This is a genomic window from Flavihumibacter sp. UBA7668, from assembly GCF_002483205.1.
GTDB lineage: Bacteria > Bacteroidota > Bacteroidia > Chitinophagales > Chitinophagaceae > Flavihumibacter.
In genome coordinates, this window is the sequence record NZ_DLHM01000007.1 from 309,957 (window position 1) to 331,977 (window position 22,021).

General features: G+C 40.7%; 9 protein-coding genes. 1 reads left to right on the plus strand and 8 read right to left on the minus strand.

Annotation, left to right across the window (positions count from 1 at the left end):
- Window positions 1–137: 137 nt before the first annotated feature.
- Window positions 138–4,031: a hybrid sensor histidine kinase/response regulator transcription factor gene (locus tag B2746_RS18975; RefSeq protein WP_290797507.1), complete on the plus strand. Its 3,894-nt coding sequence runs from the start codon at window positions 138–140 to the stop codon at window positions 4,029–4,031.
- On the opposite strand, the gene B2746_RS18980 is transcribed toward B2746_RS18975, so the two are convergent.
- The 8 genes from B2746_RS18980 to B2746_RS19015 form a co-directional block, all read right to left on the minus strand.
- On the minus strand, window positions 4,021–6,954 hold the full coding sequence (locus B2746_RS18980; protein WP_290797510.1) for a glycoside hydrolase domain-containing protein: 2,934 nt from the start codon (window positions 6,952–6,954) through the stop codon (window positions 4,021–4,023). The two genes, B2746_RS18975 and B2746_RS18980, sit on opposite strands and share 11 nt — an antisense overlap.
- Before the next feature lie 16 nt (window positions 6,955–6,970).
- Window positions 6,971–8,806 carry a right-handed parallel beta-helix repeat-containing protein gene (locus tag B2746_RS18985; RefSeq protein WP_290797513.1) on the minus strand — a complete coding sequence of 612 codons (1,836 nt, stop codon included), beginning with the start codon at window positions 8,804–8,806 and terminating at the stop codon, window positions 6,971–6,973.
- Entirely contained in the window at window positions 8,807–11,584 is a 2,778-nt protein-coding gene (locus B2746_RS18990; protein ID WP_290797517.1) for an endo-alpha-N-acetylgalactosaminidase family protein, read from the minus strand.
- Window positions 11,584–14,892: a VCBS repeat-containing protein gene (locus B2746_RS18995; protein WP_290797520.1), complete on the minus strand. Its 3,309-nt coding sequence runs from the start codon at window positions 14,890–14,892 to the stop codon at window positions 11,584–11,586. The genes B2746_RS18990 and B2746_RS18995 overlap by 1 nt, the downstream gene beginning before the upstream one ends.
- Window positions 14,893–14,979: 87 nt before the next feature.
- Complete coding sequence (locus tag B2746_RS19000; protein WP_290797523.1) at window positions 14,980–15,474, minus strand: DUF5018-related domain-containing protein; 495 nt, start codon at window positions 15,472–15,474, stop codon at window positions 14,980–14,982.
- A gap of 19 nt (window positions 15,475–15,493) precedes the next feature.
- Window positions 15,494–17,281, minus strand: coding sequence for a RagB/SusD family nutrient uptake outer membrane protein (locus tag B2746_RS19005; protein ID WP_290797525.1), 1,788 nt, complete (start codon window positions 17,279–17,281; stop codon window positions 15,494–15,496).
- A gap of 20 nt (window positions 17,282–17,301) precedes the next feature.
- On the minus strand, window positions 17,302–20,724 hold the full coding sequence (locus B2746_RS19010; protein WP_290797528.1) for a SusC/RagA family TonB-linked outer membrane protein: 3,423 nt from the start codon (window positions 20,722–20,724) through the stop codon (window positions 17,302–17,304).
- A 106-nt stretch (window positions 20,725–20,830) separates the two neighbouring features.
- Window positions 20,831–22,018: a FecR family protein gene (locus B2746_RS19015; RefSeq protein WP_290797532.1), complete on the minus strand. Its 1,188-nt coding sequence runs from the start codon at window positions 22,016–22,018 to the stop codon at window positions 20,831–20,833.
- Window positions 22,019–22,021 lie beyond the last annotated feature (3 nt).

Consider the following 22,021-nt stretch of genomic DNA (forward strand, 5'->3'; position numbering starts at 1 on the left):
TTCAAAATGTGCCAATTTCCAAAACGGTGTCTCGTAAATAAGCAGAAATCAGTAACTATGTAGACGTAGTATATTTTAATTGCATGCCTAAACGAGTCCACGCATATTTATTTGTAGCATATGTGTTATGTGGAGTCATGCAGGTGCAAGTCGTGTTTTCGCAATCTTATTATTTTAAGAATTATCAGGTACAGCAGGGCTTGTCTGGTAATACCATTACCAGCATCTTACAGGACAGAAAGGGCTTTATGTGGTTCGGAACCAGAAACGGCCTGAACCGGTTTGATGGAACGCATTTCAGGATCTTTAGCCAGGAGGCAGAAAATCCTACCAGTATAGGAAGCAACTCAATTCTGAGTTTGTATGAAGATAGGAAAGAAACCATCTGGGTGGGAACGTATAAAGGCGTTTTCCAATATGATGCAGCAACTGAAAGCTTTCGCCCTTTCACAAAAATTCCCAGAGGAGAAGTCCGGCATATCAAAGGCGATTCGGCGAATACCATCTGGATCATTTCCAATTTTCAGCTCTATAAATATAATATCGCCACGGATGACCTGCGAGCCTATCAGGCCAATAATATGCAATCAATCGCCTTACATGTCAGTGCTAACGGTACTGTATATGTGGCTACCACTACCGGGTTGGTAAAAGTCTACAACCGGGAGAAGGACCAGTTCGAAACCTATGATATAACAGCAATCAATGGTCAGTCCATCACCTATATTCAGGATTTGCATCCGATTGATGACAGTCTGTTGCTGATTGGAACCATGAATAAAGTGCTGTTATTAAATCGAAATCAGCAAACTATTCAAAACATCTTTGAAAAAAGTCAGCATACGGGAAATATTCAGGTGCATTCAATTTTGAGGCAATCACCAACCAGTTATTGGCTGGGAACGGAAACCGGAATTTATATCTGGGATCTGCGTCATGGCATCCGAAATCATATTGAAAAACATTTTACCAATCCATATTCAATAAGTGATAATGTGATAAACACATTCTGTGCTGATCGGGAAGGCGGAATTTGGATCGGAACATTTTTTGGGGGTGTAAATTATTATTCCGGTTCACTGAGTAGTTTTCAAAAATATTCACCCATCAGTGGCGATAATAAGCTGAGCGGAAATCTGGTGCATGAAATCTGCAGAGATGATGTCGGATATATCTGGATTGGAACGGAAGATGCCGGACTTAATAAATTGGATCCAGTAACGGGCAAGGTTCGTCATTTTATGCCAGGGATGGGGCGGGGCAGTATTTCCTACCAAAATATTCATGGATTAGCAGTTGCTGGAAATGAATTATGGATTGGCACCTACGAACATGGACTGGATGTAATGGATTTACGAACGGAAAAAGTGATCCGTCATTATAAAGATGGTCCGGGTTCAACAGATTTAAAAGGGAATTTTATTGTTGCCCTGCATAAAACAGGAAAAGGAGAAATTCTGGTAGGTACCTGGAACGGTCTGTTTAAATACAATCGTAAAGAAGATAATTTTACACAGTTGCCTTTTTTCAATACACAGATTCAGGCAATATTTGAAGATGAAAGCGGTACTATCTGGGCCTGTACTTATGGGAATGGTGTTTACTACTATAATTATACTACTGAAAAAGGCGGGCGTCTGCTGCACGATTCACTCAATCAGGCGAGTATTCCCAATAACTATGTAAACAATTTATTTGAAGACAGTAAAAAAAATATCTGGTTCAGTACAGAAAGCGGGATCTGCCGATTAGAACCTAAAACGGGCAAGATTACCCGCTATACGGAAGGCTACCTGAATAATCAGACATTCCGGATTCTCGAGGATAGTATTCAACAATACTGGGTCAGTACGGCAAAAGGGCTGGTGCGATTAGACCCCGCAACCGGACAAACCAAGCAATACAATACAGCAAATGGCTTGTTGTCTGATCAGTTTAATTATAATTCAGCCTACCGGTCGCCCGAGGGGGATATGTATTTTGGTACGGTAAAAGGGATGATTCGCTTCAAACCGGAAACCCTGCCGAAAAACAATTTCATCCCTCCCGTATTAATAACAGCTATCCAGATAAATAATCAGCCTAGATTATTTGCGGCAACAGAAAATGGCAGTCTTGTACTTCCATATGACAGTTCATCAATCAGTATTGATATGGCTGCATTAAGTTATAAGCTGCCTGAAATGAATGAGTATGCCTACAAAATGGAAGGTGTTGATAAAGACTGGATTTTCATCAAAACAAACCGAAGAATCTATTACACCAAATTATCACCCGGGAATTACAATTTCTTATTAAGGGGATCCAACAGTGGTGAAGTGTGGAATGAAAAAATAACACGTTTAAAAATAACCATACTTCCGCCATTTTGGGCGAGCAGCTGGGCCTATCTAATTTATGTGCTGGCAGGATTTGGAATAGCCGGTTTGATCATCCGGTATTATTACCTGGCCTGGACAGAAAAAAACAAGCGCCGGCTGGAAACTATGGAAATGGCAAAAGAACGGGAGATCTACAATGCCAAAATTGAATTCTTTACCAATGTAGCACATGAAATCAGGACACCATTAACGATGATTAAATTGCCATTGGACAAAATACTTCAGATGCAAACGAATAATTCACTTATCACAGAAAGTCTATTGACGATGAAAAAAAACACGAATCGATTAATTGATCTGACAGATCAGCTCCTGGATTTCAGAAAAGCAGAAGCCAATCATTTTAGTTTGAATTTTATCTCAACCGATATTACCACGCTTTTGAAGGAGCTGGTTAGTGGATTCAGGACAATAGCAGAAGAAAAAGAGATTTCTTTGAAATTGGAAATACCCAGAATCAGTTTACAGGCCTATGTGGATACGGAAGCATTTCGCAAAATTCTACTTAACCTGATCAATAATGCGATCAAATATTCAAAATCAACCATACTGGTTAAACTGTTACCTTTTAATAGTGAGGATACGGTATTTACAATTGAGATAAGCAACGATGGATACCTGATACCGGCAGAGCAGAAAGAAAAAATATTTGAACCATTTTATCGGTTAAAGGAAACGGAAAAGCAACCTGGTACCGGTATTGGACTTTCCTTGTCAAGATCACTTGCAGAATTGCATAAAGGAGTGCTGGAATTAAAGGAGCCCAACGGAGCATTGAATATTTTTCAATTAACAATTCCTATCCATCAGGAAAATGAAATCAATTTTCTGGAGGATGCAACAGCAGAAGAAACTGCCGCTAATTCAGAATTTAGCCCATTACCAGCTGAAAACAGTGCAAAATTGCATATTCTATTGGTAGAGGATAATAAGGAAATTGCCGTGTTTTTACAAAGAGAGTTAACGGCCAACTATTTTATATCAAGGGCAAAAAATGGTGAAGAGGCGCTTGACATCCTGGCAGGTGAAAATATTCAATTGGTCATCAGTGATATCATGATGCCCGTAATGGATGGTATAGAATTATGCCGGCATATAAAAACAAATATTGAATACAGTCATATTCCGATTATTTTATTGACTGCAAAAAATACGCTTAATGCAAAAATAGAAGGACTTGAAGTAGGTGCAGATGCCTATATAGAAAAACCGTTTGACTTTGAGCACCTGCAGGCACAGATAAGCAACCTGTTGAATAATCGAAAAATCATACGTGAATATTTTGCACGCTCGCCAATTACTCATTTGAGAGGCATGGCAAGCTCCAAAGCAGATATTGATTTTCTGGATCGACTAAATGCAGCCATTGAAGAAAGGATTACCGACCATGCTATGGATGTGGATCAGCTTTGTCGCCTTATGAATATGAGTCGCACTACCCTGTACCGGAAAATTAAAGCCATATCAGATTTAACTCCGAATGAGCTGATAAATATTACGCGGCTTAAAAAAGCTGCCGAATTATTGGCTTCCGGAAATTACAAAGTGAATGAGGTATCTGATCTGGTTGGATACAGCCTGGTCAGTAATTTTTCGCGTGATTTTAATAAACAGTTTGGGATGACACCTTCGGCATATATTAATAGTTGATTTCAAGGAGCACTCCTTTACCGGCAGGTATATTGATTGGTTCCTCCGGTTTAAACTTCTTCGCTTCCTGAAACTTTGGTATGTCTGGTTGAATGATTGATACGCTGGCTGGAATCCGCCCAATTTTCCTCCAATCAATGGTAAGTTCCATTGGCAAGTCATTTTCTGCCCAGGATCCAACAGAAACAAGCAGTTTGTTCTTCCGCTGATATGCTGTTGCCAGTAATTGTTTGTTATTTGTTCTAACCGGATTAGCAGGATCCCAGTATCCAATCATACGGGCATCCTGAATTCCAAAATTGTCCCATACCTTCCAGATATCTCTGGGATCGCAGGTAACGCCTTCTGTACCCCAGGGATACCGAACTGTCATTCCATATAAGGGACCTTTCCATGGATTACCTCCGCCATGCAGCATATCACCCATTAATCCAAAAGGAATACCACTGACTTCCACCATCCAGTTTTCAGGTGGCATCTTATCATATTGAAAACTTTCACCAAACCAGAGTTTATTGATATACGGAAAATACTCTGTGTATTGTGTTGCCGGCCCCTTGGAAAACCCGGTATTGGAATGAAGATCAATCAAACAACCAGGTTTTACCTGATCCATCACTTTTCGCATTCTTTTTAACATGGTACGATCAAAAGAAACATCATCCAGATACAAGCCATCAATATCAAGATTTTGCACAAGCCATCTTAACCCTTCAATATAATAGTTATACCAGCGCGATTCTCCACTGGTTAAAATGGAAGCATCACATTCTTCGTACCCGTTAATTTTGTTAAACCATTGCACATTGTAATTACTCATCAGGTGTTCCTGTAACCAGGGAAACCCGCCTCCATTTCCGTCTCCAAATATTTCAGATCCCAGGCTGCGTAGCGCCCACAATTCAGGCAGCTGGTTGGTTAATTCACGAATAGTATAATAGATTTTTACTTTCAAGCCTTTTGCATGCCAATAATTTACAAAATTGCGCATGCTGTCCACTGCAATAAAAGGATAATTGATATACGGATTAATTGGATTAGCATGGTGAACATTGGTAATTTTAATGCCGTTCTCCAGATCACTGAGTTTTGGTGCTGGAATATTTCCATTGTGGTAATATCGGTTTACAAACTGATCTTTTGTATTCAGGTTCTTAACCGGTGTTACAAGAAGCTTGAATTTAAATGGCAATTCTTCTCCGGCTTTCATTAAACGCTGTCCGGAATAGATGGTATTAAGCACCCTGCCATTTTTAGTTTGCAAACGAAATCCACCCTTGTTTTCATTAAACCAGGATGGTGGAGGAGCAGGTTTATACAGATTCAGTAGAGGGCCATTATATGTTGCCCCCTGCAACTCGACATGAAGTCCCGCATCCACATCTCCGATCCAAAAAGCATCCTGTGCTCCTTTCCATTTCCAGTCATGTATTTGAGGACAAGCTCCACCCGGAAGTCCCATTCCCATAAAATACCGGGAAACAGACGTGTCAACTGGAACCAGCAGTCGGATATCTTCAATTTCCAGATCCTGTTTTGACTTAACTTGAATATCATATTGAAGTGTGCCGTCAAATTCCATTGTACCATTGAGTGTCAACTGGAATCTTTCGTTGGACGCATCCTGTTTCCAGCTGATTGTTCCTTTCGTTTTTTTAACGAACTGACGCTTACCGGCTTCCAATACCTCAAGCCCTACTTTGGATTGAATTTCGAATTGAATCGGAGCTGCATTGATTTTTGTTTTACCTGCAATCAATTGTTCAGGAAATCCGGCATCATTTAATACAACCTGTGCCGTTTTGGCCCGAATTAATTTACCCTTTACCTGCAATGGTGTATATGGTTCAACAATATCATCATTTATACCCAATCGGGAATTCAGCCATCGTAAACGGGAATGGCGCCAGGGTTCACTATCTCCCCTGTCTGCTAATACCACACCATCAATATCGATACGTACGTCAATGCTTTGAGGAGCAGCCTGATCAGACTCAACAAATACCTTAAAATTCAGAGGAGTCATAGTTGCTTTTTCAGAAATATCAATACCAATCCACATAGCCTGAACTGAACCTTTGGGAATATTAACCTGTTTGGTAAAGTCACGGCCGCTGGCATCCACCCCGCCTGTATTAAAACAGGTAAAGCCGGGTAAATTACTTTTCACCTTTACGTTGGTTAGCAGCGTATCAGCAGCAAATACTCCAATCTGAAATACATAATATTCATTCCGGCTGGCGGTTCCATGGAAATGTCGGGAAGGCCCATTGGGTATCCATCTGACAGGCAAATCAGTTGTCATTCTTATGGGAAATCTTCTATCTTCCGGAAATAATAACATAGATCCGGCATGTGCAGTAACTAATTTTTCCCGTTCTTCTTTTGTAGCACAAACTTCCATGGGATAAAAACTATCAAAGGCTGTTCTGGATTCCAGCTTTTCTACAGCTGCAATTGGAAGTTCATTTGTTCCATCATGTTTGTTTTTCCCTGAAATTGTAGCAAGCCACTCTTCCGTAGCAGATGATTCCGGCTTAAGATAAGCTCCTTCCCACCAGCCTACATTCTTTTTGCCAATAAAGGGCATATAATAGAGATAATAAATGCCTTCACCACTTTGCGGCTGAAACAGGATCTCCGCTTTTTCCCGATCCATTGTTATCGGAACAATATTCCTTATCTGACGTCCGCTGGCATCCAGCAAAATCATTCGTTTCAATCGGGGATCAGCATCACGTCTTCGCCAATGTATGATTGTGCGAACTATTTCAGCAGAATCCTTCACTTTTAGAACAGCCCTGTGATTACCCAAGGCCTCCTCCCAGGGTTGTTCTGCAATTCCATATTTTTCAACCTGAGTAAAACCTGCAACAGGTACAAATAGTAACAGTATACAATACGCGAAATAAATTCTTGTCATGAGAATACAATTATTTTTACTGATTGAACTGAATCGACATGCCTTTTGCCTGAATAGTACGTTTATCCATTTTAGATATGCTGATCAGTGGCTGCCATGGTATCAGGAGTTTGTTATCACTTATGTTTACATTTTTACAGCCAGTTAACTGGAATCCGGGTTTCCCTTCCGTTTTAGGGAGCAGGTCAGACTGCTCAATAGTATTTCCAGAAAACTCAAGGCCATCTACAGACCGTGCAGTTAAAATTGGTGAATCATATACTTTAAAATAATTATTCCGAATCCGGATATTCTGATGTACAAACCGATTAGGGATCAACTCATGGTTCTCGGGAGCAATGGCTATTACATAATTTCCAGGAGAAGAGTTATATCCGCATTCCTCAAATCGATTGTTTTGAATCAGTACATCCTGCACCGGCCCCGACTCATACCAACTGGATGCATCATTTGCAATCAGAATGGCGTGCATTCCGGTTCGAACGAAACGATTGTTTTCAATAACTACTTTCTTTCGGGTAGTAACCAAAATCCCTCTTGTATTGGTTCTTTCAAAGTGAGAATTTCGGATGGTAAGATCTGGTGTCCAGCTAATATTCTCCAATACAAATTCCTTATTTATTCCTGCAGGTATCGGCATTTCCATTTCCAATTCCATTATTCTTTTATTCATCATTTCAGCACGTTTTACTTTGCCGAATCCGGCTGGCAATAAACTTGAAGCCTGTATATAGGCAATGCTGTCTCCCTTAAAAAAAGCTTCTATTCCATAGGTTTGATGGTGCATAAATTCCACGTGCAAAGTGGTTGGATTTACCTGCTCTCTGATTTTAAGATGAGTCCCATGTACATTGATCGGGTCATCATGAGAACCGGAAGTAAAACAATGGTCAATCAGAATTTTCCCTTTACAACCGGAAAAATGAAAACAGTCCGCAAAAGAACTAATGATACGATCAGACCCCTCCGGAGGAGCAACACGAACATTTTGAAAGGTTATATTTTCAGAAAATTGAGAAACAATCCCTAAGCCATGCATATAATGCATGGTCAGGTTCTTCAAGTGCGTATTAGTTGATTTCCAGATAAGCCCACCCACATTATCACGATAGGGATCCCGAACCGACAATCGATCTCCCACCTGCCATCCGCTTTTTGAGAAGTCGCCGGTGAATATTAGGTTGTTTAATTTCAGCTGTTTTGCAACTGCCTGTTGAAGCGTTTTAAAACTGCTATATTTCATTAACCCTGTTTCAGGTTGAAATAAAATTGTATGGTAGCTATTGGATTTCCAGCCTTCGCCAAACAAAATCAGTTTTCCATTTTCAATTGTATACCTGGAAGCTGGATTTACCTCCAATTCTACCTGGTGATTAGAAAATGAATTCACTTTGAATTCAGACATAGTGGGTCGTTCATAATCGAAGCGGAAACTTTCAAGTGTTATATTAGTGCAATCTAACAATGCGAAAGAAATCATCTTTCCATGCAAAACAATTATGGTGTTTTGACCAATTATCCTCAGATTCCGAAAACCCTCCAGATAAAACCCAATAGACCGGATTTTGGAAAGCGTATCGTTCTCCGTACCATTACTTATGTACAATTCTTTCTTTGTTGCTCCATCCGGCCAAAGATCAATTCTACCCTGGGGCAACTGAATGGTAGTCCCTGGCTTCCCTTTGCAAAACAACAGGAGGCGTTGAATAGCCGGACTGGCATTTTCATAACTATCCGGTTTAATGCCAAAATCAATAGCGTGAATCAGCGTGTCGGACGCCGATGCACTGGCTAAACCGGAAAATGACAACAATGCATAAACCAATGCAGCCAATTGTATTTTTATTCTCATTCAATATAATTTTATCAGTACCTGTTGATCTTTATTAAGTGAAAGTTTAAGAGACGACTGCCTTATTTTTTCTTCACCAATTTTTCGAAGCCCACCTGGCCCTACCTCAAACAACAAGGCTTTTTTATACCTTGTAAAATTCGCAGGAAGTTTCCAGATGCGATTAATATATCCCTCTTTACTATAGGCAATTAAAGAGGGATCTGGTATCCAAAGCGCCGGAAGTAATATATTCTCATTATCTGCCAATTTAATACCTGCCTGCTCCAAACTGAAATCTGAGCCTTTCAATTGAGTGATTACATTACCTGAAAAATGTACTTCTTTTATATTGCCGGCTTCTACCAGAAATTTTCGCTCCAATCGATTTAGGAAATACCAGATAGCAGAGCTTGTACTAAATTGCTCTTTAAATCCAGTTAACCCGACAGGATCCTTTTTAACAATTTCCTCGCCGTGCATGCTGGTTCCAAATAATTTTCCCCAACTGCTTTTATCGGCACCTCCTGTATAAATAGAAGCCGGCCATTTTAAATAATATTCTTTCTGATTAAACCACCAGGCCATTGACTGATAGGATTCAAACGGCTTCCCTCTTAAAAAATCAACCCCTTCACTGGTAATATCGATTCCTTTTGAAGCCCAGTAAGCGTAGATATTTTTTTGTGCAGCAGTTTCATCTGCAACCGTATAAGAAAGATATGGACTAGTAGGTTTTTTTTTCAGATCAACACCCCATGTTCCGTCATCCTTTGACAAAGGAATTGGTGGCCATGTATGAAAGGCGTCAATATGAACCGTTCCTGTTTGCTGAATCGGAAGCAGGGAACAAAGGCTATCGATTCGTTTTTGTGCGAAACCCGTTGCCCACTCCTGCGCATAACTGATAGGATAGCCCCATTCGCCTCCAAGTAATGAACCGTCTTTCCTGCGGGCAATAATATTATGTTTTAAATAGGTATCCCAAAGAGGACTGTCTTCATAGGCATCAAACATGTTGATATGTAAACTTACCTGGGTATGATATTTTTTGGCTTCATTCATCAGCCAGCGCAGACTTTCCATTGCGCTGGTATCCTGCGGTCGTTTCAATGCTTTGTTTGCTTCAAACCAGGCAGGGTAACCTGAATCATGTCCATTATATTGCCATCCTACCAGATACACAATTTTTGGAATTCCCAGACTGAGTGCGTCCATTTTTTTAATCACTTCCAAGGCCTGTTCAGCATTTAAGAAAACTTCAGTTTTCCCGTTATCCCGGCGCTTAAATTTTCCATCAAATAAAGCCTGGCTCAAAAATAGTTTCATAGTCAGGGTTTGGTGATAAGCCGGATGATTTGCAATTTTTTCAACCTTATTATGGCGAATTATGGTAGTATCTCCACCTATTTTAATGTTATCCCCCAAAGGCGTAAGTAAAATTGCAGTATGAGCCTTAATATTCAGTTTAAGCTGTCCGGACCGAATGGGCAAAACGGATCCTTTTTCAAGTCCATTTTTGGTAATCTGCCAGACTTGAACAGCACTGAATGATTTCCATGATTCGGGTACGATCTGATTTATTTTTTGTTCAGCAGAACTATAGACAGCATAACTATTATCTGATCGCCAGCTTACTGGAAAAAATACCCGGTTCTTACTGCGGTAGATAAGTTCATTTCGCCGTACTGTACTGTCATTGAGTGAAACCTGTACCTCATTTGAAAAAAAAGCAACCCGATTCATTCCAGTACCTTTTACGTTCAATCGTTTCAAGCGGTTAAGAAAATCATATTGCAGAAAGTTTAGGAAAAACTCCTGTTGGAATGCCTGCTGCCAATTCGATTGATCTGTTTTCTTTCGGCTATCCGGGAAATGATTCTCGCCGTACATACTCGTGCCGAACAAAAACTCCAATCCAAAATCACTGTTTTTTAAATCCGGATTCATTTTACTACCTGTGCACTCTGCGGCTGATTGTTTCAAATAATCATCCTGTGTACGTCCATTAAAGTGCCAGTAATATGGCACCCGGCCGTGCATGTAGTCCATTACCCATTCTGTGGTAACATCTATTCCTTTGGTTTTCCAATAATCTGCCAGCTGTTTCTGAAAAGATGCTTCATTAACCAAAGATTCCCGATGGCCTTTACTATCTCTGGCAATCCACGCATCCAGGTGAATTGTTCCGGCCTCTTTCAATTCAGGAAGCAGCTCCAATAACAGATCTACTCTTTTTTGAGCATAGCTATTTTCCCATTCTCGCTGGTAATTGATCTGATAGGCTTTTTTGCCATTGTAATTGCCAATAACCAATAAGGAACCATCTGCATTTTTAGAAAGCATGTCCTTCTCTGCATAGGTTGTCCAAAGTGGACTATCCTCGTATGCATCAGTCATATTGATATGCAGACTTACCGTTGTATGATATTTTTTTGCCTCTCTAATCAACCAGCGGAGGCTCTGCGTTGCCGTTGTATCTTCCTGCCGTTTTAAAGCCGGATTTACTTCAAAAAATGCTGGATACTGATCATCATGGCCCCTGTATTGCCAGCCAACGAGGTAAATAATTTTCGGGACTTCCAGCGTCAGCTGATCAACTTCCTTAATTATCTGCAATGCACTGGTAAAATTTTGAGAAACATGCGTGCCACCCTGATCATCTGGTATAGATAAAAATAGTTTCATCACCAGTGTTTGGTGATAGGCATGTTGAAAATTGTTTTTATTCTGCGCTGCAAGTTGTGATGTTGCGTACAACAGGAATAAACTGCATAAACATGGATATAAATTTTTCATTATTGATTTTTTTCTATAACCTGAACGGGTTGATTATTCCTTGCTATTAAAATGAATTCACGGGCCGTGTTTGATCGGCCACCTGAAATTTTTCTCAATTCTCCTTTACTTATCCAACCTGTTTCATCATGGCCTGCTACATTAAATCCAGCTTTACCGTCTCCTTTCAATATCCAACCATAACCTGCATCATATTGGCCTTCATATGGACTCACACCAGAAAAATTCCCGCCACAGAGAAAATCCGGATGGCCATCTTTGTTAATATCCGTCTGATAAAATGAATATACAGCTGACCATTGAATTTGCGCTGGTAATGGTTTCGCTTTAAATGATTTACCAGGTTCATTTAAAAAAACCATCGACCTCAATTCAGTGATTTCCAGTTTTTTAAGCTTCTTTAATGCATCACCAAAAACCTGCTCTATTGATTCATTGGCAAAACTTGCATAATTGGGATATTTTTTTCGTAAAGGGGCAGGAAATCGTTTCTCCAGTTCCTCCTTTCCAAAAAAACTTACATATTGTCCCTGGCGATATACAGCAAGCAGTTGATCATAGCTTTGCGTACCTGATAAGGAGCCGTGGTAGAGTATTAAAGGAAATTGGTTAGTAGCATTGATCTTGGAATTTGTCCCCAGATTTCCTGCCAAAAGATCAGGGTATCCATCTTGATTGATATCTGCAATACAAATCGATTTCCAGAAACCAGTTGAAGTCGCCATGCCCGGGAAATCAGTTTTTTTGAGTTGGCCTATTTCGTTCATAAAAACCATCACCGGCATCCAATCACCTACTACTACCAGATCCATCCACCCATCTTTATTCAGGTCTGCAAATGCTGCGTCTGTAACCATCCCGATTGAATCAGAGGAAGCTGAAAAAGAAGAGTGGGGGCGACTAAAGTTTCCTTTTCCGTCATTCAGTAATAAATAAGAAATTGGTGATTGTCCATATTTTCCAACGACTGATCGACCCCCAATAAATAAATCCATATCACCATCCAGATCTATATCAGCTGCAGCCACAGAACTTTTATTAATAGCTTCACCCGGACGGTTTACGGAGGCCTTAAGAACTCCTTTACCATCATTTATATAAAGTCGATCATACAAAGGGACGGCACCTTCAAAGTATTCATTCCCTCCACTTACAACATAAAGATCAGGATCACCGTCACCATCTGCATCAAAAAAAACTGCATCAACATCTTCACAGAGCCGATCTTTAAGAAAGACTTCATTATTTCCTTCAACAAAGGAAGTCTGTTTTGTTTGCAAATAGAGTTTACCGGCCTGTCCTTTTGCACCACCTGTAAAAAAATCTTCCAACCCATCCCCGTTTATATCTCCAATGGCCAAAGCCGGGCCTTCGGTAGAAAGTCTTTGAGGCATGAGTTCCTGAATAGTCAGGTCATTAAAGGCATCTTCTTTGTGAACAAAATCAATGCCTGTGTTTCTAACCTCTCTCAAAAATTTCTTATCGTCATTTTTTCGGGGCCAGGCAGAATTATTTGAAGCCCTACCGGATCTAATGGAAAGAGACAGTCTCCCGGATGAATAAGGACCTTTAAACAGTTCCGATTTCCCATTGGGCCAGTCAATCATCAACTGGTTAATAACTGAATCATTCCCAAGTCCGACATGCAGCCAACTGGAAGAGGCGCTTTGAAATCCGCGCGAAGCAGTAAGGTGGAGAAAAAACTGCCTGCTTCCAGCATCTACCCGAATCTTTGCACCATATGCAAGTGAATTCAGACTATCCCCTCTGAGCCGGATCTGAAGAGCTTTTCCTCCCTTTAGATTGGAACTATTTTCAAATATTCCTGCTGGAGAATTGGTATTATTTACAACTATATCCAGGTCTCCGTCTCCATCGAGATCTGAATAGCAGGCACCTGTTGAAATGCCTGCTTCCTTAAATCCCCAGTTATTCGTCTGCTCAGTAAACCTGTATCCGTCAATTCCTTCATATATTTTATTAGGCACTTTTCCTTCGGGCATTTTTTCCAGTTTATCACGATCATGTTTCCGCATTTCTTCAGGAGCATGCAGACTGGCCTGGTGCCCTGCATACTTCAGGAAATCAAGATTATTCGGACGCTTCAGGATACCATTCGAAATAAACAAATCCTTTATTCCGTCATTATTAAAATCTGCCAGTAAAGGTGCCCAGCTCCAGTCAGATGCAGCTGTTCCGGAATACAAAGCAATATCATAAAATAACAAACCGCTCTTTCCATTCAATTGCAGCGCATTTCTTGAAAACTGGGGGTGATATCCCCACCGTCTTTGTTTGTGTTCGTAAATAGATAGCGGATCATCCGAAAGAGATTCTTTCACAATTCTTTCATTGTCAGGCAGCATATCTGCTGTAAATATATCCAGCCATCCATCATTGTTGACATCCGCCATATCGCTGCCCATGGAGAAACGGCTTTCATGCGCAAAGGCCGATTTATTTATTTCCTGAAAGCTGCCGTTTTGCTGGTTTATATAGAAATAATCTTCCTCGTGAAAATCATTGCTGACATAAATATCTTCCCAGCCATCATTGTTGAGATCACCCACAATTGCATTGAGGCCATAGCCAATTGTACTACTGAAAATTCCCGCCTCTTTAGTGACTTCTACAAAAACTGACCGCCCATTTAGGCGATCATTTCGAAATAGTTTATCTCCTGAAGCCAGATCAGGTTTATGTCGGATACTGGAATCCTGCATACTGGCAGGTGAATGAACAGAATGATTAACCAGGAAGCAATCCAGATCACCATCCCGATCATAATCAAAGAAAACAGCTTGCGTATTGAAGCCTTCAATAGCTAGTCCATATTTTTCTGCCTGTTCGGAAAAATGATTATTCCCCTCATTAATAAACAATTGATTGCGGCCCGTAAAACTGCTGTATCCGCCCACAGAGCAAACATAGAGATCAACCAGTCCGTCGCTGTTTACATCTGCGAAAGTAACACCGGTGTTCCAGTTGCCATTTCCACCGACTCCGGCCGATTGGGTAATGTCTTCAAATTGTAAATTTCCTTTATTAAGGTACAGTTTATTAGACTGCTGATTGGAAACAAAATACAGATCATCCAGTCCGTCATTATTGATATCGCCTGCCGCTACACCTCCTCCATTATAATAATATAAATAATCAAAAATATTAACTTTTGCATAGGGGTCAATATTGTTTGAAAAATGGATTCCTGTTTTGTTTGCTGGAACCTGCTGAAACAAGGTTGCAGGTTGCTCCTGTTGGCAGGCAATCAGCAAGCAGAAACAAATAAAAATTGGAATACTTTTCATATAGTACTAACCAGAAAAAAGTCGGCTGCAAATGCAGCCGACTGAACCAAACCAACTGCTAATTGGTAAAAGAAAAACGCTGTTTAGTTATTTAATAAGCTGATTGACACGAACAGTCCATACGCGTATTGATCCATCAGCGGCTTTTAGCTGATATTTTCTTGGCTGAGAGAAGTCACCCGGAACACCCGGACGGGGTGATCCTTCAATTGCTGACATCGTAGCTGCCGTAGAGATATTGGTCATGAATACCAGGTTAGTCAGATTCACTTTTGTACGTTCAGCTTCTGTGAATGAGCCTGAGGCACCTGGTACCTGAACATCGAAAATAGCGGAGTCAGTTACTGCACCCGGATTATCTTCTAATTTTTTAAACTGTTTTGCACTTACATTCAGGTTAACTATTCGCACAACCGGGCTGCCGCCGGAAGTAGCAGTTGGGTCTTCGAACCGGTATTCCATGAAGACATCCGTGATGAATGCATCTTTGAATTTGGGCAGGTTATCATCCAGGCCGGATTTGAGGCAGGAACTCATCGAAACTATCAGAATACCAGCCATTAAAAATAAAATCCTTTTCATATTGTCAATATTTTACAGATTACCAATTGGGATTTTGTTGCAGACTTCCATGCCGTACAATTTGAGAATTCTGAATCGGCAGCAGGTAACGCCTTGTTTCGTCGAAGATGCGCTGGTCGTTCTGGTTGAAGTTTATCACTTCAATCCGATATCCCCTGCGATCTGCATTTATTTCCATAAAAGTGGGTGCTTGTTCCAATTCCGGAATAGTGCCGTTTGCTGCGATTCCATGGTTCGCATCTCCACCATATTTTCCCCAACGCAGCAGGCTCCAGTAGTAGTCTTTTTCTTTAAAAAGTTCTACTCTGCGTTCCCTCTTATAATCAGTCCAGGCTGCGCCGGATGTTGTTGCCGTAGAAGGAGGAAGTCCACCATGAAACTCTCTGGTAATATTCAGAGTTTGAACCGCTTCTGCAATTTTATCCTGCCGCAACAAAGCTTCTGCTTTGTTCAGATATACCCGGCCCAGACGGAAAATCACCCAATGGTAATCTGTATTCACGTTAAAGAAGGGTCTTGGAGCAATATTGGTATAGATACCTTTCCGAAAAAATGCATTGGTGATCTGCGTACAGCAATCTGAGTTCAGTGATCCTTTAATCAGCCGATGCAGGTTTCCATTACGGTTGGTGGTAACGAGTTCTCCATACCAGGCAGTGGAATCATAAACTATACTGGCAGCCAGGCGTTTATCGCGATTATTATAAATAATACTATTAATTGAGCCATCACCAGAAATTACCGCACTATCGGAGTAAGATGAACTACGTTTGGTAATATTTGCAAGGTATTGAGACGTCTGGTCCCATTTTACAGCCTTGGCGGGATCGGCTTCATCAATTGCCAGGTATTCATCCATCAGGTTCTGCGTTGGAGAGTAGCGCCCCCAGTTTTCAAATACCTTATCCTGTTTAAAAAGAGGAGTCGCTCCACGTAGATTCAGGTCATCGTTGTTTACATTGGGAATTGCCCGCTGCATATCCATATCAATGCTGGACACGACTGTATTGGATTTGTCACGATAATATCCAAGAATAACTTCTGTTGAAAAGCGTTGTTTTTCATTAAACAGGCCTTCATAATCTGCTTGAAGTGCATGATTCCCGTTATTGATAACTGCATCAGCAGCAGCAATTGCCTGCTGATAATATCCGGCTTCTCCGGTATAGGCGGCAGCCTGAAGTGCAGCTTCTGATTTTAATGCATAGGCTGCTGATTTTGATGCTATACCTGTAGAAGCTGTTTCTGGTAATCCTGTTATTGCATCATCAATATCCTTCATAATCAGGGAATAGGTTTCTGCAATACTGGCTGTTTGAGGGAGTGCATAGGATTCTTCATTTTCAGTTAATACCCGATCAATGTAAACAACACGTCCAAATCTCCTGGCGAGCCAATAATAGGTCATGGCACGAAGGAATTTTCCATGTCCCACTAATTCAGCCTTTTCCGCCTCCGTCATGGCAGATGCCTGTGCTTTTTCTATTATCAGGTTACAGCGACGAATTCGCGCAAACTGGTTGAATCCATAGTCATCATCACGGGTTATTTGATCACGCGTAAACGCATCACCATTGCTTGCAATGATATTATTCGTCCATATTTCATCTGCTACATAATTGGTATATAATCCAAGCACATCTCCATAGGTTCCATTCACAAAAACCATTGCATTGTTTTTGGAACTCCATACAGCAAGTTCATCGAATTTATCAAAGGGTCTGGTTTCATCTAATTTTTTACAGGAGATACCTGCCATAACCAGCAACAAAAGCAGGGCACCTGTTTTTATACATACATTTTTCATACAGTCAATTTGTTGGTTCACTAAAATCCAATGTTCACATTTAGAGAGTACACTCTTTGGGAGGGATAATCATAGTTATTGTTGCTTCCGGTTTCAGGATCCAATCCATACTTTTTTATTTCTGAAAAAGTAAGCAGGTTGGTACCACTGAGTGTTACGCGGAAATCCTGAACAAAATCAAACCGGTTTACCAATAATTTCTTGAAATCATACCCGATTTGAAGTGCTTTCAGGCGAACATAACCAGCATTGATAATCCACCAGTCGGACGTAACAGCGTTGTGTCCGCCGTTAACACCACTTCCGGAAACCATTCTTGGGAATTGTACATCCGCATTATTTCCTTTGCCGGCTTCCCAACGATCTTCTGTCTGGAAATCGTAGCGAATACTGGTAGAATAATTACTTTGAATAACATCTCCAAGGTAAATACTTCTTTTACCGCTTCCCTGCCATAACATATTCATGAACCAGCCTCCGTATTTTAGATCGGCTGTAAAACCGAAATTGGTACGAGGGAATCCATTTTTTCCAATTCTTCTGAAATCTTCTCCATCAATTTTTCCGTCTCCATTTGAATCCTGATAAATAATATCACCCGGAGCAAGATTGGAGGACCTTCTTCTTGGATTGTTGATGATATCTGCAGAAGTCTGGTAAAGCCCCGTGGAGCGATAGGCAGTTTGCAAAAATCCAAGTTGATGATAAGAGGTTGTATAGGGATTTTTAAGGGTGGCACTGTCTTCATTGGGATTGATTTCCCAGAGTTGATCAAACTTGGTGAAATTGGCGCCGATATTGTACTGCAGTTTTCCAATACTATTATTGTATTTCATGGAGAAGTCAAATCCGGCTCTGCGAAAAGCACCGTTCGATCGGCGGGTAGGAAGGGCGGTACCTAATGGATCTGTGTATCCTTGTCCGGATGGAGATGCGAGATATCCTGTGGTACGCAAATAGAAATAATCAAAGGTTCCACTAAGCCTGTTATTAAGTGTAGCAAAGTCAAAGCCTGTATTAAAAGATCGCTGATCAAACCAGCTAATATCAGGACTAGGAATAGAAGGAGGATTAAGGGTGGGTTGTAAAACTCCATTAACAACATATCCACTACCCTGAGAATAGCCTGGTATATATGCAAAATATCCTATGGTTGGAGAACCATCACCATTTCGCTGAATCTGACCAACGCTGCCATAGGAAATTCTATACTTTAGATAATTCAATATGTTCAGGTTATCCAATTTTTCCATAAAATTTTCTTTACTGATAACCCAGCCAATTGCTGCTCCAGGGAAAAAACCTCGACGCTTGCCAGCAGGGAAAAGATCACTTCCGTCATTTCTAAAACTTCCCTCAAGGAAATATTTTTCTTTGAAATCATAACCAATACGTCCTAACCAGGCATTGCGTACTTCTTCTCTTGCAGAACCTGTATTTGTTGCTGTAGCCTGTGGACCGGCAAATAACTGATCAATTCCAAATACATAGGAATTTCTACCTGCACTGAAACCTTCATTGTAAGAATACGCTTCTTCATAACCAAAAAGACCAGATATCGAATGATCGCCAAATGTTCGGCTATATTCACCAAAGCCCTGTAAAACATAATTGTATCCGGTGGATGCCCGATTTTGGAGATTGGGAGCATTTGCAACTGTTGGAATATCAGAACCAATGGCGTACTGAGGAGCAGTTGCATTCCAGGATCGGCCATTATATTGTGATTGCCTAAAATTACCATTTGCCCGGAAGGACAATCCTTTTACACCAGGCACCGTCCAATTCAGAATTACATTTGCATTATTATCGCGGTCTTCATCCCTGTTGTAACCACTTCTGGGATCCGTTTCTACAATTGGATGATCCCCTTTATTGGCATATTTTGTACGTTCCAGGTCAGCAAATGCTCTCTCCATTGGAGAAGCATTCTGTATATGGCTCCATACAGCAAAATAACCACTACCATAAGCACTCTGGTTATCACGGCGAATTTCATTGCCGCCATATATTGCCACGGTTGCTTTCAGTCCGATTTTTTCAAATTCACTTGTCACGCTTAACCGATAATTATAGCGCTTCATCCAGTTAGTATTAAACTGGTATAATGTTCCCTGATTCTGGTAGCCTAATGAAGCATAATATTGTAATTGCTTGCTGCCTCCATTAATTGAAAGATTATGTCTGCTGGTTGGAGCGAAATTTTTCAACACTAATTCCTGCCAGTCGTTATTTGGAAAGTTTAGCGGATCTGACTGATCCCTGTACTTTTGCACATCTTCAGGAGTATATCGTCCAACATTCCCTTCATTTTCATCCACCTTATTAATTAAAGAGGCCAATTCAAATGAACTAATTTTTCTTGGCAGATAAGTGGGTTGTGATAAATCCTGGCCAAAATTATAATTAACGGATGTTTTTCCTTTCGACCCTCTTTTTGTGGTTACCAATACCACACCATTACCAGCCGCAACTCCATAAATTGCTGTAGCCGGACCATCTTTAAGGAAGGATATATTTTCAATGTCATTAATATTCAGGGTCTGGAACTGAAACTCGGAAGAGATAATATCATCAATCACAAATACCGGTGTTCCGCCTCCGCGAATAGAAACTGCCGGCCGTTTTCCTATTCCGCCTCCTGAAGCTGTTACTATTAATCCAGGTACCCGTCCGGCGAGTGCTTCACCAACGGATGTCGCGCCCAGATTTTGAATTTTGTCAGATTTTATCGTTGTAACCGATGTCACATTTTTCGCACGAGTGGTTGTACCATACCCTACTACAATAACTTCTCCCAAATCATTAGGCAGTTTTTCCAGTGTGATATTAAAGCTGTTGATTTTACCAACTTTGATGGATTGCTTTTCATACCCAACATAGGAGATCTCAATGGTTGAATTTTCATCCACTTCCAGGCTAAAATTGCCATTTTCATCAGTGGTAGTTCCGGAAGATTTGCCTTTTTGAAGAATTGTTACTCCTTCCAGAGGAACACCTGCCGCATCCGTAACGGTTCCTTTAACAGGAACAGCAACCAGTTCAAAGGGATCCTTCTCTTCAGTTGGCTGATTAACTATACCAGCCGGACGAAGTATGATGGTCTTATCCACAATTTTGTAGGATAAGCCATGTTTATTTAATACCAGTTCAAGTGTTTCACGAAGTGATAAATTGCTTACGTGAATGGAAAAAGGTCTTGTCTTCTTTAACAATGCATCATTGTAAATAAAATTAAATCCGGTTTGCCTGTTGACTTCCGTAAACAGTCGCTCCAGGCTTATTTTTCGTTTCGAAAGGGAAATGGACTGTCCAAATCCATTTGCCGAAACCTGCATTGCAGTAGCCAACAATACAAGGGCGGTGATTCTCATATACAATAGCAGTTTTGGTGGTGCCTCCGGTAGTCGCCGGAAATAGCAGGCTGTAGCTTTAAATTGCATACATTTGGGTTGTTTTGGTTAATAAATAATTCCTCGAAAGCGTTATTTTTTGCCAAACAATTGGGCAGGGTAGTGGTACCAACACTCCCTGCTTTTTATTTGACAATCAGGATACTTGTTTGATTTTTTTGCCTTGAATGTTAAATTGAAGTCCGCTACTTATTGATATTAATTCCAGGATTTTTGATACGGGTAAATCCCGGCTGATGATTCCCGATAATTTCAAATTGGGAAGTGCCTGCAGCTCATCCAGCTCTACATCATACCATTCACCCACCTGGTGAAGGATATCTTTTAACTCCATTCCCTTAAAATTGAAGATATCATTCGTCCAGGCGATTGCCTGTGCCGTATCTGCCTGGTTGATCACATCAATGGAATTTGCCACGATTGCTTTTTGTCCGGGTTGCAGGATATTTCTTTCCAAACCCTTTACAATTTCTACAGACCCTTCCAATAGTGTAACAGCCATTTCATTTTCTCTTTCGTCTGTATCCACATTAAAATGAGTGCCCAATACTTCGATCAGACCATTTTTTGTTCGAACTTCAAAAGGCTTTGTTTTGTCTTTGGCTACCTCGAAATAGGCTTCTCCTTCCAATTCAACCCTACGGTGCGTGCCTGAAAAATAACTGGGATACTTAATGCGGCTCCCGGCATTCAGCACCACTTTGGTGGCATCCGATAAAAACAGGATTAATTGTTTACTTCCCCGTGGATTGATCAATTCATGCGTACTCACTTTAGATTCTGGAACAGTACCTGAAATTTTTTCATATTCCACCACTTTTTTTCCATTGATTTCAAGCACCTTTAGGCCAATGGCAGGTGTTGATTTCTGTATAGTCTCTACCTCTAAGGTTTGCGCATCATCCGTTGCAAGCATTGCCAGGCTCCGCGATGGCGGAGCTACATCATCTTTTACCCGGGTAAGGCCAGGGTTTGCAACTGACAGATCTTTTTTATTAAATAAATAAAACCCGCCGCCTAATAATAAAAAAATGGATGCAGCTGCCATCCAGCGGCCCCAATTTTTCCAGATTGTTTTCTTATTCGCCAGTTCATGCACAGATACCGCCACTAAAGAAAAAAGCTGATCAGCTTTCTCTTTGGACAGTAGTTCCGGGAATAATTTTGATCCGGAATCCATTGTCCAATGCTTTTCCAGAAAATCAAGTATTATTTCTTTGTATTCCTCATTGGAAAACAACTCTACCAGACGATCTTCCTCTTCTTCTGAAGTCGTTTTTGCCGCATAGCGCTCTAATAATTGTATAAGCTCCTGACTTGACATAGC

Bases quoted from the DNA above. Each gene is read 5' to 3' on its own strand.
- B2746_RS18975 (WP_290797507.1), top strand. From the start codon at position 138: ATGCAGGTGCAAGTCGTGTTTTCGCAATCTTATTATTTTAAGAATTAT.
- B2746_RS18980 (WP_290797510.1), bottom strand. From the start codon at position 6,954: ATGACAAGAATTTATTTCGCGTATTGTATACTGTTACTATTTGTACCT.
- B2746_RS18985 (WP_290797513.1), bottom strand. From the start codon at position 8,806: ATGAGAATAAAAATACAATTGGCTGCATTGGTTTATGCATTGTTGTCA.
- B2746_RS18990 (WP_290797517.1), bottom strand. From the start codon at position 11,584: ATGAAAAATTTATATCCATGTTTATGCAGTTTATTCCTGTTGTACGCA.
- B2746_RS18995 (WP_290797520.1), bottom strand. From the start codon at position 14,892: ATGAAAAGTATTCCAATTTTTATTTGTTTCTGCTTGCTGATTGCCTGC.
- B2746_RS19000 (WP_290797523.1), bottom strand. From the start codon at position 15,474: ATGAAAAGGATTTTATTTTTAATGGCTGGTATTCTGATAGTTTCGATG.
- B2746_RS19005 (WP_290797525.1), bottom strand. From the start codon at position 17,281: ATGAAAAATGTATGTATAAAAACAGGTGCCCTGCTTTTGTTGCTGGTT.
- B2746_RS19010 (WP_290797528.1), bottom strand. From the start codon at position 20,724: ATGCAATTTAAAGCTACAGCCTGCTATTTCCGGCGACTACCGGAGGCA.
- B2746_RS19015 (WP_290797532.1), bottom strand. From the start codon at position 22,018: ATGTCAAGTCAGGAGCTTATACAATTATTAGAGCGCTATGCGGCAAAA.